Here is a 12,407-nt window from a genome sequence, read left to right as displayed (position 1 = left end):
CATTAGGGCGCCTCGGGCGGAAGGGGGGCGTCACCCGCGGCGGGTGAGATCGGCGACAACGCACCGTGGTCGCCGACCGAAGAGGAGCTTTGCATCGGCTGGGTGCGGGACATCCGTGCGATGACGTCGCGAATCACGGTCGCCGCGGCCAGCGATCTGGCCGCCTGGCAGCGCCCAGAGCAGGGCCAGCAGCTCTCGCGAGGTGAAGCCGCCGATCTCCGGTGTGGTCGGTCGCATCGACTCCCCGCTGATCGGCACCATGTCGTGAGAGAGGGCCGACATCCTGTGCAGCTCAGAGCTGGGACAGGCGAGGCACGACGTGCTCGCCGAGCGACCTGACGAAGGCCACCGGGTCGCCCTGGAGAGGCATCACGTGCACCTCGTCGACGCCGACGTCGGCGAGCACGCGCATCTCCTCGACGAAGGCTGCGGCTCCGACCGCGTCCTGCCCCACCGGACCGTTGTAGAGCACCGTCCGACGGATCTCGTCGTACGACCTGCCCTCCCGCTCGCACCACTCGCGCAGCACAGCGAGCTTGTGCGCGACCTGCTCCGGGCCCGCGCCATGACCGGCGAAGACGTTGCAGGCGTCGGCGTACTTCGCGACCAGGCGAAGCGTCTTCCGCTCGCCGCCACCACCGACCATGACCGGTGGGTGCGGCTTGCGCAACGGTTGCGGTGAGTTGATGGTCTCGGCGAGCTGGAAGTGCTTCCCCGAGTAGGGACCGTCGTCGTCGCTCCACATCTGGCGCACGATCTCGAGGGTCTCCTCGAGCCGTTCGAATCGCTCTGCCAGCGGCGGGAACGGTACGCCGAGCCCGCGGTGCTCCCGTTCGTACCAGGCTGCCCCGATTCCCAGCGCCGCGCGGCCGCCGGAGAGCACGTCCAGCGTCGACACGATCTTGGCGAGCAGGCCCGGGTGCCGGTAGGTCACACCGGTCATCAGGAGCTGGAGCTCGACCGACGTGGTGTGCGCCGCCAGGAAGCCGAGCGCTGTGTATCCCTCGAGCATCGGCTCGTCCGGACCCGCAAGGAACTCGAGCTGGAAGTAGTGGTCCATGAGCGACACGTTGTCCAGGCCCGCCTCCTCCACCGCCCTCCCGGTGGCCGCGAGGGTGGCGCCGATGGTTTCCGGACCTCCGGGCAGGCTGAAGTTCACCAGATGCACGCCGAGCCTCATGTCTCCTCCTTCGTGGCGAGCGGCGGGTGGGGGTCCTGCTCGACTCCCACGAGCGCGGAGCTGACCTCCCACAGCCTGCGGGCCAGGTCGTGGTCGTAGCTGGCCCTCGACGACCGCTTCACTCGTTGGTTGGCGAAGTAGACGCCGCTCATCCCGGCGACCTCTGGCGAGCTCGCCAGGTGGATCGGGGTCGCGGCCCCCTGCTCAGGAGTCTTCATGAGCAGCCGGGCCAGCGGCTGCAGCGTCCGCATCCACCGACCGCTGTCCTCGCGACCGAAGGAGGTGCGCACCACACCGGGGTGCAGCACTGTCGCTGTCACGCCGGTGCCCTCGAGCCGGCGGGCCAGCTCATAGGTGAACAGGACGTTGGCGAGCTTGGACTGGTTGTAGGCACGTTGGCCGTTGTAGGCCCGCTCGCCCTGCAGGTCGTCGAAGTCGATCCGCCCCATCGCCTGCGCGCCGGAGGAGACAGTGACCACCCTCGCCGGACCGCTGGCCAGCAGCAGGTCCAGCAGCTCGTGCGTGAGCAGGAATGGTGCGAGGTGGTTGAGTGCGAACGTCCGCTCCAGGCCGTCCACAGTCAGGTGCCGGTGCGCCCAGTAGCCGCCGACGTTGTTGACCAGCGCGTCCAGACGCGAGTACGTCGCTCGGACCGCGGTGGCGAGGCGGCGTACCTCCGCCTGGGACGACAGGTCCGCCTCGAACACGTCCACCTGGGCCGACGGCACCTTCTGCCGTATGGCGTCCGCGGCCGCCATCCCGCGCACGGCGGAGCGACCCACGATGCCGATCCGGGCGCCGAGCCCAGCGAGGCCGGTGGCCGTGGCCAAGCCGATGCCGCCGGTCCCGCCGGTGACCAGCACGGTGGTGCCGTGCATGTCGGGGCTCATGGTCAGCGGACGACCTTGAAGTTGAAGTGTCCGGTGCCGAGGGTGCCCATCAGCCGCAGCCAGATCGGCAGCAACATCTCGGTGCCGCGAGCGGTCTCGATTCCGCCGAGGTCGATCACGTCGTCGTGACCGAAGGACTCCAGGAGCTCGACCACCATGGCCTTGGCCGCAGAGTCCTCGCCGGAGACGAAGACCGTGCTGGACTCGCCCAGCGACTTCGGCTCGACCATCAGCGACGCGGTGAGGGTGTTGAGGGCCTTGACCACCTTTGCCTTCGGGAAAGCGCGCTGGAGCTGCTCACCCAAGGAGTCGGTGTCCTTGACCGACAGGGTGGGCGGGAAGCCGGCGGAGAAGTCCAGGGGGTTGGCGATGTCGAGGAGCACCTTGCCGGCCAGGTTGTCGGACCCGGCTGAACCGAGCACGTCGAGGGTGGCTGCGCCCGAGGAGGCGTTCACGACCAAGTCCGCGCCGGCAGCCGCGTCGGCGAAGGTAGCCAGGCCGACGCTGGAGTGGGTGCTGTGCCAGGCGGAGAAGGGCGGGTTGCCCATGGGACCGGGCTCGGTTCGGGCCAGCGTTGCCTGTGGGTCGCGTGTGCCCACCACCACGGAGTGGCCGAGCTCGTGCAGGCGACCGGCCAGCGCCTGGCCGACCATGCCGGTGCCGAGGACTGCGATGTTCATCGAGGATCCTTTGGAGTTGACGAGGTAGACAGATCTGTCTGTCCTTGCGAATGGACGCTAGCAGACAGGTCTGTCTATCCTCAAGGGGTGATCCCCTCCCCCGCTCGCGACCGCATCCTCGACACTGCCTTCCGGCTCTTCTATGCCCGCGGCATCCGTGCGGTCGGCGTGGACCTGATCATCGCCGAGTCCGGTGTGGCGAAGGCGACCTTCTACAAGCACTTCCCGGCCAAGGACGCGCTGGTCCTCGCCTACCTGGACAAGGTCGACGGCATCTGGACCGGCCAGCTGCGCGAGGCGGCCGAGGCAGCAGGGCCCGATCCGGCAGCCCAGCTGATCGGAGTTTTCGACGCATTGGGAACGGCCTGCCGGCGCGAGGGCTACCGGGGCTGCGCGTTCATCAACGCCGCTGCGGAGGCCGCCCCCGGCACCCCGGTCCACGAGCGCACCGTGGCGCACAAGCAGGCGGTGCTCGGCTGGCTGCGCGAGCTGGCCACCGGGGCAGGCGCCGACGACTCGGACTCCCTCGCCAGGTCACTGGCTCTGCTGCTCGACGGCGGCCTGGCCGATGGCGCGCTCGCCGCCGACCCCGAGGCCGCCCGTGTGGCTAAGATCGCGGCCGGCCGACTGGTCGCCTCGGCACTCCCGCGAGGCGACGAAAGCGGAAATCCTGTCAGCGGGTGATCACCGCCACGGTTGTGGCTGCGGCGCCGTCGCCGGTCTTGGTGAGGCGGGTGCTCGCGTGCCGCCGCGCTGACCGCGGCCTGGCAAGCACACGTCCCGCGGGCTGGTGCGCAGTCCCTGTCAGCTCGAGGTCGTACTCACCCATGAGGGTGCCTCGGGCGGAACGGAGCGTCACCCTCGGCGGGTGAGATCGAAAGTCGGGGGCGCGCTCCCTTCATGCTGCGGTCATGCGTGCGCGCTTGACTTGATCAAGTCCGAGAGATCGACCCCTCGGAACCCATCCAGGAGTCGCCATGTCTCTCACCATCCCGTCATCAGCGGCCAGCTCACGAGCTCAGCCATCGCGACATACCGGGCTGGTGGACATCGTCTCGGGCAGCTTCGGCGCCGGCCACGATGCCGCTGCCCTGGAGATCGCGGGGCGCCTCGAGGCTCGTGGGTACACCACGCGGACCTGGGACATCGTCGACCTGATGCCCGGCCACCTGGGCCGCATCGTCAGGGCTGGCTACCTGCGCCAGGTCCAGTCCTTCCCGGCGACCTGGAGCTGGACGCTCGATCGGCTCGAACGTCACCCCGCTCTGGTGCGAGCCGCCGGTCGCGCCCTGGGCGGCGCGGATGCCGCGCTGCTGGCGCTCGCCGCCGACGGAGCCGACACCATCGTCTCGACACATCCGTTCGCCAGCCAGGCCCTGGGCAACCTGAAGGCGCAGGGTCTCCTCACGAACCCGGTGGTCACCTACCTGACCGACATGTCCGTCCACCCCCTGTGGGTGCACCCGTCGGTCGACCTTCACCTGGCCCTGAACGAACTGCCCGCCCGCGAGGCCCGGCAACGCGGTGCCCGGGACGTTCGGGTGGTACGGCCGGCGGTGCCGGAAGCCTTCAGCGCTCCCCTGGTAGCCGGCACGACACGGGCCGAGTCCCGGCACGCATGGGGGCTGCCGCTCGATCGGCGACTGGTCCTGGTCACCGGGGGGTCGTGCGGGATCGGCGAGCTCGAGAAGGCAGCCGCGGAGATCGTGGCTACCGGCCAGGGAGTGCCGGTCGTGCTCTGCGGGCACAACCAGCGGCTGCTGCACCGGATCCGCCGCAGCTCGGCGCCAGGGCTCGGCTGGATCGAGGACATGCCCGCCCTGCTGCACGCCGTGGACGCCGTCGTGCAGAACTCGGGAGGCTCCACCTCGCTGGAGGCGCTGGCTGCCGGCGTACCGAGCGTCACCTACCGATGCATCTCGGGTCACGGCGAGACGAACGCCCAGGCCCTCGACAAAGCCGGCCTGGTGCCCTGGATACGAGACCGGGAACACCTCGCCTCCGGGCTTGGCACCGCCCTCTCGACCCCCCGCACGGACCAGCCGCCGACCAGCTGGCTCCGGCGCGTGGACGTGGTCGACGCCATCGCCTCGCTCGTGCCGGTCAGCACGTCATGACAGCTGGACGGATTGCCGCAGCTGCCGCGGTGGTGAGCGTCGCCTCTGAATGGGGCCCGATGCTCACCTCCGTCCCCCACCTGCGCCGCACCGTCCTCCCCGCCTGTCCGGCATCAGCGGCAGCGACCACATCGCGCTCACCTACGACGACGGACCCGACCCGGCGTCCACGCCGTCGTTCCTGGAGATGCTGGAGCGGCAAGGGGTCTCAGCCACCTTCTTCCTGCTCGGAGAGTTCGTCTCCCAGAATCGGTCTCTGGTTGCGGAGATGTCAGCAGCCGGGCACGAGCTGGCAGTCCACGGGTGGGACCACCAATGCCTGGCCTGGAAACCGCCGGGCCGCCTCACCGACGAGCTGCGCCGCACCCGGCACCTGGTCGAGGACCTCACCGGCATCGCCGTGCTCTGGTTCCGTCCCCCCTACGGGGTGGCCACCGGCCGAGGACTGCTCGCCGCTCGACGAGCCGGTCTCCGGCCAGTGCTGTGGTCGGCCTGGGGCCGGGACTGGAGCCGGCGAGCAACCCCGGACTCGATCGCGACCAAGGTGCTGGCGGCCGTCCGTCCTGGGGGAACGGTGCTGCTCCACGACACCGACCGCACCGCGGCGCCTGGGTCCTGGCGCGGCACCCTGGCCGCGTCCGACGTACTGCTGGATCGCTGGCATGCCCAGGAGGTGTCCGTCGGCCCGCTCCGCGAGCACTGGGACACCACCGCACCCTGAGGTCCCGCACAGGCGGACGCTCCAGCGGGTGACGGCGGAGAATCGGGCCTGGCACGCGGCACGCACGTCGCTGCCCCGGACAGTGGCATGCTCACCGGATGCCCCCCTCCTGGACCAGCCGCCTGCGAGACCCGATCTGGTGGAACGATCTCGTTCAGCTCGCCAAGACGGCCGCCGCCGCCGTCGTGGCGTGGGTGATCGCAGCGCACGTGCTCGACCTGCCGCAGCCGTTCCTCGCCCCGTGGGCTGCGCTGCTGGTGGTCCACGCCACGGTCTACCGGACTTTCTCCCGCGGCTTGAGACAGGTCGCGGCGACCGTGATCGCGGTGGTGCTCTCCACGAGCATCGGCGACCTGATGGGACTCAGCACCGCGTCGGTCGCCCTGCTGCTCGTCGTCGGCCTCGTCGTCGGCACCGTGCCCTGGTTCGGAGCCGAGGCCACCACCATCGCGACGACCGGCCTGATCGTGCTGACCACGGGCTTCACCGATGAAGCCATGCTGATCTCCCGGCTCCTCGACACCGGCATCGGGATCGTGGTCGGACTGCTCGTCAACCTCGTCCTCTGGCCGCCGCTGCGACGCCGGACGGCGGCGGTGGCGATGGACCGCATCGACGACGGCATCGGGGAGCTGCTCATCGACATGGCTGACGGGCTCAGCGAGGACTGCTCGACCGAGGACGTGACCGGGTGGGTCGACAGCAGCCGCGACCTCGACGGCGACATCGACCATGCCTGGGCGCTCGTGCGGCAGGCGCAGGAGAGTGCGCGTTGGAACCCGCGCCGCTCGGCCGGCCCGGTACGCGATCCGCGGGAGTGGCGCGGCCTGCTGCGCAGGATGGAGCAGTCAGTCGCCGAGATCCGCAGCATGAGCCGAACCGTCGGCGACGAGCAGTCGCACCGCAGAGCCTGGGGTGACGGCTTCGCCGTGCCTTGGCTCGAGATGCTGGGCGACACCGGTCGGGCGGCCAGGGATGCCGACTCGGCCGCGATGGCGGCGGTCCGGCTCCGGCTCGAGGCCTTCTCGGACGAGCTCCGCTCCACCGAACGGTCCCAGCAGTGGCCGACCTATGGGGCCCTGATCATCAACCTGCGCAACATCATCGACGCGATGGACGAGGTCGCCGCCGCCAACCCGCTCGGACAGCCCGCGCTGCCGCTGCGGTTGAGCGGCCGCTCCGGCACAACGCGGGGCTGACACCTCTCTCGTGTCCGGTCGGACGGTGCTCTGACCGGCAGAGACGTCTCGGGGCCGGTCGATCAACTGTCGGCCAGCGATGGCCGGGTCGCCGCCGACCCCGAGCCCGCGGTCGACCCCGAGGAGCAGACAGTCAGGGCCGCGTCGCGATCGGAGGACGACAAGCCGCATAGCCGGCCGTCGATGTTGAGCACCGCCAAGGCATGGACAGCCGACCAGCACGTGACCTCTGCCCCGGCCCGACCCTGTCCCGTGAGGTAACCGACGGCGACGAGGTCGCCGAGGGCGGCGTTGAGCAAGGAGTAGGGGTCCTCCCCCGCCGCGTCCTTGCCCTCCGGCGGGTCGGGGTAGGCGGTGAAGAGCAGCCGGAAGAGGCCGCTTTCGGTGAGCGCGAACAAGCTGCACCAGATCGGCATCGGCTGAGGCCAAGACCGAACCCAGGTCAAGCAGGGGTCGACGACCCTTGGGGGATGGGCAGACGTCCGGTCAGCGTCAGCAAGTGGGTGCCCATGGTTGCGTGCACCTCGTGGCCGTTGCCGAACGCCCACTCGGTGTCCGTGGCCACGAAGCGAACGTCGCGCGGTGGCCTCCAACGCCGGATCGGGGCCGGGGCCCCAGCACGCGGTCGGCGGCCGCGGCGGCGGCGTCCGGTGGGATCGGATGGTCGACGCCGAGCGGCCGGGCGATGTCCTGGTTGTGAACCAAGATGTCGATCAGCGGCTCGAGGTCGGTGATGAACGCGACGCGTCGCCGCGAGCCGAGGAAGCTGCGCAGCTTTGCCACGATCTCTTCGTGGGTCAGCGGGCTGCGGAGCGCCGTGTCCCGCACGAGCACGTCGTACCGGAAACCGGCGCGGAGTGCCGGCCACAGGAGGTCTTGCACGGGCGTCTGGGCAAAGGTGAGGTGCGCACCCACGTCGCGCACGGTCCACCCAGCGCACAGGCTCGGCTGCTGCCAGTCCTCAGCGGGCAGCGCCTCCAGGAGATCGGCCATCCAGGTCCGTTCTGCGTCGATGTGCTGCCACACGATGTCGCTGTCCATGGTGAGTCACCTCTCCGTCACCAACTAGACAGAACTTCTGTCTAAAATGACACGGTGACCGATTCTCGTCAACGGCCGGAGCTGGGAATCCTGCTCTTCGTCGCCAACCGTGCGCTGGAGCAGCGGGTGTTCGACGCCATCGTGGCCGCCGGCGTCACCGACATCACGCTGGCACAGGCGAGGATCGCAGCGCGGATCGCTCCGGACGGTTCGCGGGTCTCCGACCTCGCCGAGCAAGCACGGGTCACCAAGCAGAGCGCGGCGTCCCTGGTCGAGCAGCTGGAGAAGGCCCAGTACGTCGAGCGGGTGCCCGATCCCACCGATGGCCGGGCCCGCCTGGTCCGCCTGACCCCGCGACTGCAGCGGGTCGCCCGTGTGGCGGACGCGGAGGTCGCGCGAGTGCTCGCCGAGTGGGCGGACCATGTCGGAGCGGACCGGCTCCACCAGCTGCACGAGATTCTGCGCGACCTGCGCGCGATCACCGACCCGTGGTGGCATTCGTGAGTGCCATCACTTCGACCGGACGTGCCCCATGCGATTCGAGGTGACTACCTACACCTCGCCTGGCCAGGTCCTCCAGGCGCTGACCGACTTCACCGAGCGCCGCCCGCGTATCTGGCACCAAACCCTGGACCCGAAAACCTACGAACTGCGCGAGCTCTGCGCCACCTGGGCCGTAGCGCGGGAGAGCACCGCAGGGTCGCCGTTCTGGGTCGTCGAGCGCTACGACTGGTCCGATCCATCCCTGGTGCGGTGGGTCGACGTCGAGACCAGCTGGGGCGGCCGCGGCTCGGGCGAAGTGCGCATCGTTCCCGACGAAGGTGGCGGCAGCCGGATCGAGGCCCAGTGGACCAACGGCGGCGCCACGCGCATGCGCGACAAGGTGTTGCTCTGGATGCTCCACCAGGGGCCGATGGACCACGTCATCGCGCGGATCCGGCGGAAGACCTTGGACGAGTACGCGCGGGCCTGACGCCCGTCGATCAGGTGGGATTGGGGACGGTGGCGAGGTAGTCGTTCAAGCCCAGTCAGCATCCGGGATGCACCTCCCTCACGGCCGGCAACGTGCGCGGACACTGCAGCGGTTCGATTGCGCTGTGCACTGAACGCGCTCACGTGCCTCGAACAGGGTGCGCGTCAGCGCGCGTAGTCCCGGCGCGACAACTTGTCCAGGTCGCGTTTGCAGAAGCCGTGGTGAGCCCATTCCTCGTTGAGCACGGTCCGGAGGCATTGCCGCACTGTCCGCCCCTTGGCGTACGAGGGCCATCTGTCATCGTCGGGAACCGGCGCGGTCTGCGCGAGCTGATCAGGCGTGACCTCCGCCAGCCATCTCTCGATCTCCGAAGCCTGCCGGACGCGCACGGCGAGCACCTCGTCGAGTCCTGGTTGGGCGGACGGGTCGAGCCCGTTCTCCTCCTGGTCCATGATGAACGGTGGACCGAGTCCGATGGCCGTGAACGGTTCTGTGAGCCCGAGCACGCAGCGTCGGAACCAAGAGTCGTGCACGAAGACAAGGTGGCGCAGCGTTTCGACCATCGACCACTCGCCGTCGACGCCGTGATTCTCGCTGTTCTCGGGCATGGACCGGACTCGCTCGGTGGTCGTCGCCCAATCGTTCCGCAGTTGCCGCCAGGCCTCTCGCAGGTCGGCCGGCGCATCGGAGCGGATCAGCAGCCGTACCGGGTGGCGGCGGTCGAGCTCCGCCTCGACGTACGGCATCACCTCGACCCCGTTGACCACGAGATTGGTGACCAGGCCGTCGATCTCGGCGTCCTGCATGACCACGCCGACCATCCGCGCTCCACTCAGGTCGCATTCGCGGAACTCTGCGCCGGTGAGGTCCTCGTCTTCGAAGCGTCGCATGCCGACAGGTTAGGCCGCATCGGACATGCAACGCCCGGATCTGCCGCGGCAGGTGTGGCAGTCCTGGCGATGAGCGAGGCGGAGGATATTGCGCGGGGAACCTCCCGCCCTGTTCGGGGAGCGGCGTCAGGGGCCGCCCACTAGTTCGTAGCCGACGACCCGTCGCCCGTCGCGCACTTGCGGGAGCGTGGACGCGTATGGGTCTTTCACCGGCACGTCGTAGATGACGCCGCCGCCAGCGGTTCGACCTACCACGATCTGCCCGGGTCTCAGTCGCTCGTGCGTTCCACCACGCTCGCAGTCGCGCCCCTCGTAACGGAGCTTCAGCGGCGTGGCTGTCGGCGTCCACCACCACTGCCATGACTCATCGTGAATGTGGTGCAGGTGCCCGGCCGCCCAAAGTCCGGTCCCAAGGAGCGCCACAGCGATCGCCGCCACCACCCACCGGACATCACTGTGGGTGAGTCGGGCGGTGCTCGTGGTCATACCCACAGGAGTGCACCGACTATCTCAACCGTTTGGCTTCCGTGCGGTCGACCACCGCGTCCTCAAGCAGGCGCTCGGCAGAAACATCGAGTTGCACCGCAGCCACGGTCAGTGGCTTCGACAAGTCAGGTCGGGGCAGTTCGCCGACACGTAGCAGCTGAGGCTCAGCGTTGACGGAGTTTCCCAGGAACGTGCGAGGCCCTTGGTTCATGAGCCGACGGTAAGCGACTTCGAAGGCAGCAACGGTCAGACGACGTCCCACTTGTGCCTTGGAAGTGGGCCACGTTCGCCCGCATCTGTCGTCGGTTATGGTCGGCGGCATGGCATCTCCGGAGGCAAAGTTCGCACCCATCGGCGCGTTGCGAGGAGGACTGGCACTCATGGTCCTCGGTGCACTGATGGCCTGGGGCCCCGTCGACTCGATCCCGAGTTGGGTGTGGCTTGGGGCCCTGTCCATCGGCGCTCTGTTGGTAGCAATCGCCTTGGGCATTCGGACGCTACGCACCTGAGCGCTAAGCAACGCGCGCAGGTTGCTGTCCTCCAGAAGCGCACGATTCGGCCGTGGAGAGTGAAGCTCGGTCGTGCCGACGACAGGGCGACGCCGAGCAGCAGGATCAGCAGCGAGCCACCGTCGGTCTTGGCGTTGCAGGTCTTGTTCTGCGACCGGTTCCAGCACCCCTCGGTGTAGATGTTCCAGATGTGGGCGGTCTTGCCGAGCACGGTCTTGGCCTTGTCCACACCGTCACCCGCTGACAACCGCTTGCGGTTCCGACGCTGCCGGTGCCGTCGACGTGACTGTCGAGGTACTGGCGCGGTCCTTGGCAGGGCGTGCAAGCGCCGAACGTTAGTCCGAGACGCAGACAGAGGCCGTCTCCGCCGACAGCGGAGACGGCCTCTGGCCTGCGGTTCATCGGTCGGGCTGACAGTGTGTTCCATCAGGACATCGGCGACACATCTCTCAAGACATCGGCGACACCTGTCTCGTGGCGATGCTCAGCCATGTCGAAGGCGCGCCTGGTCCTGACCGCCCTGTTCGTTGACCACCAGAGACCGGCGGAGGTCGCCACCCGATACGGCGTGAGCCGGGCCTGGGTCTACAAGCTCAAGGCCCGCTACGAGGCCGAAGGCGAGGCCGCGTTCGAGCCCCGGTCCCGCCGACCGAAGACCAACCCCACCGCACTACCCCGAGCGACCGTCGACCTGATCATCGAGCTGCGCGAGAAGCTGTCCGCCGCCGGCCTGGACGCCGGACCGGACACCATCGCCTGGCACCTGGCCCAGCACCACCAGGTGACCGTGTCTCTGGCCACGATCAGCCGCTACCTCACCCGCGCCGGGCTGGTGGTCCCCGAGCCGAAGAAGCGTCCCAAGGCCTCCTACATCCGGTTCCAGGCAGCCATGCCGAACGAGACCTGGCAATCGGACTTCACCCACTACCGACTCACCCCCGCCACCGGCCAACCCGGCCGCGATGTCGAGATCATCAGCTGGCTCGACGACTGCTCCCGCTACGCCCTGCACATCAGCGCCCACCCCCGCATCACCGGGCCGATCGTCCTGGCCACCTTCCGCAACACCCTGACCGCACACGGGATCCCCGCCTCCACCCTCACCGACAACGGCATGGTCTACACCACCCGCTTCGCCGGCGGCCGCGGCGGACGCAACTCACTCGAAGCCGAGCTCCGAGGGCTCCACATCGCCCAGAAGAACTCCCGCCCCAACCACCCCACCACCTGCGGCAAAGTCGAGCGGTTCCAACAGACCATGAAGAAATGGCTCCGCGGCCAGCCCGCCCAACCCGCCACCATCGCCGAGCTCCAGAGGCTCCTGGACCAGTTCAGCGACGAGTACAACCACCGCCGACCCCACCGCTCCCTGCCGCAGCGAGCCACCCCCGCCACGATCTACAACTCACTCCCCAAAGCGCTACCCGGTCCCAGCCGCGACACCGACACCCACGACCGGATCCGCCACGACCGCATCGACGACTCCGGCTGCGTCACCCTGCGCGTCAACGGCACGCTCCACCACATCGGCATCGGCCGAACCCAAGCCCGAACCCACGTGATCCTGCTCGTCCAAGACCTCCACGTCCGGATCGTCAACGCCGTCACCGGCGAACTCCTCCGCGAGCTCACCATCGACCCCACCAAGAACTACCAAGCCACCGGAGCACCCAAAGGACCCACCCGAAAATGACGAAACCCGGACCCACGAATCGTGGGTC

The 12,407-nt window shown here is 69.0% G+C and carries 13 protein-coding genes; 7 read left to right on the top strand and 6 right to left on the bottom strand.

The features are described from left to right. Positions 1 to 292: 292 nt before the first annotated feature. The 3 genes from H9L09_RS19845 to H9L09_RS19835 are packed head-to-tail and all read right to left on the bottom strand — an operon-like array spanning position 293 to position 2,750. On the bottom strand, positions 293 to 1,180 hold the full coding sequence (locus H9L09_RS19845) for an LLM class F420-dependent oxidoreductase (RefSeq protein ID WP_187578509.1): 888 nt from the start codon (positions 1,178 to 1,180) through the stop codon (positions 293 to 295). After that, a complete protein-coding gene (locus H9L09_RS19840; RefSeq protein WP_223164128.1) occupies positions 1,177 to 2,070 on the bottom strand; it encodes an SDR family oxidoreductase in 894 nt (297 codons plus the stop codon). The genes H9L09_RS19845 and H9L09_RS19840 overlap by 4 nt, the downstream gene beginning before the upstream one ends. Positions 2,071 to 2,072: 2 nt before the next feature. Then, positions 2,073 to 2,750, bottom strand: a complete 678-nt coding sequence (locus H9L09_RS19835; RefSeq protein ID WP_187578508.1) for an NADPH-dependent F420 reductase — start codon at positions 2,748 to 2,750, stop codon at positions 2,073 to 2,075. 87 nt (positions 2,751 to 2,837) lie between these two features. Here H9L09_RS19835 and H9L09_RS19830 point away from each other — a divergent pair, with 87 nt between their 5' ends. The 4 genes from H9L09_RS19830 (at position 2,838) to H9L09_RS19815 (ending at position 6,787) form a co-directional block, all read left to right on the top strand. Beyond that, on the top strand, positions 2,838 to 3,434 hold the full coding sequence (locus H9L09_RS19830; protein WP_187578507.1) for a TetR/AcrR family transcriptional regulator: 597 nt from the start codon (positions 2,838 to 2,840) through the stop codon (positions 3,432 to 3,434). Between the two features lie 359 nt (positions 3,435 to 3,793). Further along, positions 3,794 to 4,867, top strand: a complete 1,074-nt coding sequence (locus tag H9L09_RS19825; protein WP_187578506.1) for an MGDG synthase family glycosyltransferase — start codon at positions 3,794 to 3,796, stop codon at positions 4,865 to 4,867. 49 nt (positions 4,868 to 4,916) lie between these two features. Further along, complete coding sequence (locus H9L09_RS19820; protein ID WP_246456125.1) at positions 4,917 to 5,588, top strand: polysaccharide deacetylase family protein; 672 nt, start codon at positions 4,917 to 4,919, stop codon at positions 5,586 to 5,588. Positions 5,589 to 5,686: 98 nt separating this feature from the next. After that, positions 5,687 to 6,787, top strand: a complete 1,101-nt coding sequence (locus tag H9L09_RS19815; RefSeq protein ID WP_187578505.1) for an FUSC family protein — start codon at positions 5,687 to 5,689, stop codon at positions 6,785 to 6,787. A 62-nt stretch (positions 6,788 to 6,849) separates the two neighbouring features. On the opposite strand, the gene H9L09_RS19810 is transcribed toward H9L09_RS19815, so the two are convergent. Next, positions 6,850 to 7,185, bottom strand: coding sequence for a TetR-like C-terminal domain-containing protein (locus H9L09_RS19810; RefSeq protein ID WP_223164127.1), 336 nt, complete (start codon positions 7,183 to 7,185; stop codon positions 6,850 to 6,852). A 94-nt stretch (positions 7,186 to 7,279) separates the two neighbouring features. Further along, a complete protein-coding gene (locus H9L09_RS19805; protein WP_187578503.1) occupies positions 7,280 to 7,828 on the bottom strand; it encodes a maleylpyruvate isomerase family mycothiol-dependent enzyme in 549 nt (182 codons plus the stop codon). A 54-nt stretch (positions 7,829 to 7,882) separates the two neighbouring features. On the opposite strand from H9L09_RS19805, the gene H9L09_RS19800 reads away from it, so the two are divergent. Both H9L09_RS19800 and H9L09_RS19795 read left to right on the top strand, forming a co-directional pair. After that, positions 7,883 to 8,332: a MarR family winged helix-turn-helix transcriptional regulator gene (locus H9L09_RS19800; protein WP_187578502.1), complete on the top strand. Its 450-nt coding sequence runs from the start codon at positions 7,883 to 7,885 to the stop codon at positions 8,330 to 8,332. Between the two features lie 28 nt (positions 8,333 to 8,360). Next, complete coding sequence (locus tag H9L09_RS19795; RefSeq protein WP_187578501.1) at positions 8,361 to 8,801, top strand: hypothetical protein; 441 nt, start codon at positions 8,361 to 8,363, stop codon at positions 8,799 to 8,801. 164 nt (positions 8,802 to 8,965) lie between these two features. On the opposite strand, the gene H9L09_RS19790 is transcribed toward H9L09_RS19795, so the two are convergent. Beyond that, positions 8,966 to 9,691 carry a DinB family protein gene (locus tag H9L09_RS19790; RefSeq protein ID WP_187578500.1) on the bottom strand — a complete coding sequence of 242 codons (726 nt, stop codon included), beginning with the start codon at positions 9,689 to 9,691 and terminating at the stop codon, positions 8,966 to 8,968. A gap of 1,485 nt (positions 9,692 to 11,176) precedes the next feature. On the opposite strand from H9L09_RS19790, the gene H9L09_RS19785 reads away from it, so the two are divergent. Beyond that, positions 11,177 to 12,379, top strand: a complete 1,203-nt coding sequence (locus H9L09_RS19785; RefSeq protein WP_187578499.1) for an IS481 family transposase — start codon at positions 11,177 to 11,179, stop codon at positions 12,377 to 12,379. Positions 12,380 to 12,407: the final 28 nt, after the last annotated feature.

The sequence above is a fragment of the Nocardioides mesophilus genome, assembly GCF_014395785.1.
Lineage (GTDB): Bacteria > Actinomycetota > Actinomycetes > Propionibacteriales > Nocardioidaceae > Nocardioides_B > Nocardioides_B mesophilus.
Note: the sequence above shows the minus strand (reverse complement) of the source record. Positions and strands in the feature narration are given on the sequence as shown.

Coding starts and splice junctions, on each gene's coding strand:
- H9L09_RS19845 (WP_187578509.1), bottom strand. CDS start 1,180: ATGAGGCTCGGCGTGCATCTGGTGAACTTCAGCCTGCCCGGAGGTCCG.
- H9L09_RS19815 (WP_187578505.1), top strand. CDS start 5,687: ATGCCCCCCTCCTGGACCAGCCGCCTGCGAGACCCGATCTGGTGGAAC.
- H9L09_RS19785 (WP_187578499.1), top strand. CDS start 11,177: ATGTCGAAGGCGCGCCTGGTCCTGACCGCCCTGTTCGTTGACCACCAG.
- H9L09_RS19790 (WP_187578500.1), bottom strand. CDS start 9,691: ATGCGACGCTTCGAAGACGAGGACCTCACCGGCGCAGAGTTCCGCGAA.
- H9L09_RS19820 (WP_246456125.1), top strand. CDS start 4,917: ATGGGGCCCGATGCTCACCTCCGTCCCCCACCTGCGCCGCACCGTCCT.
- H9L09_RS19805 (WP_187578503.1), bottom strand. CDS start 7,828: ATGGACAGCGACATCGTGTGGCAGCACATCGACGCAGAACGGACCTGG.
- H9L09_RS19835 (WP_187578508.1), bottom strand. CDS start 2,750: ATGAACATCGCAGTCCTCGGCACCGGCATGGTCGGCCAGGCGCTGGCC.
- H9L09_RS19840 (WP_223164128.1), bottom strand. CDS start 2,070: ATGAGCCCCGACATGCACGGCACCACCGTGCTGGTCACCGGCGGGACC.
- H9L09_RS19795 (WP_187578501.1), top strand. CDS start 8,361: ATGCGATTCGAGGTGACTACCTACACCTCGCCTGGCCAGGTCCTCCAG.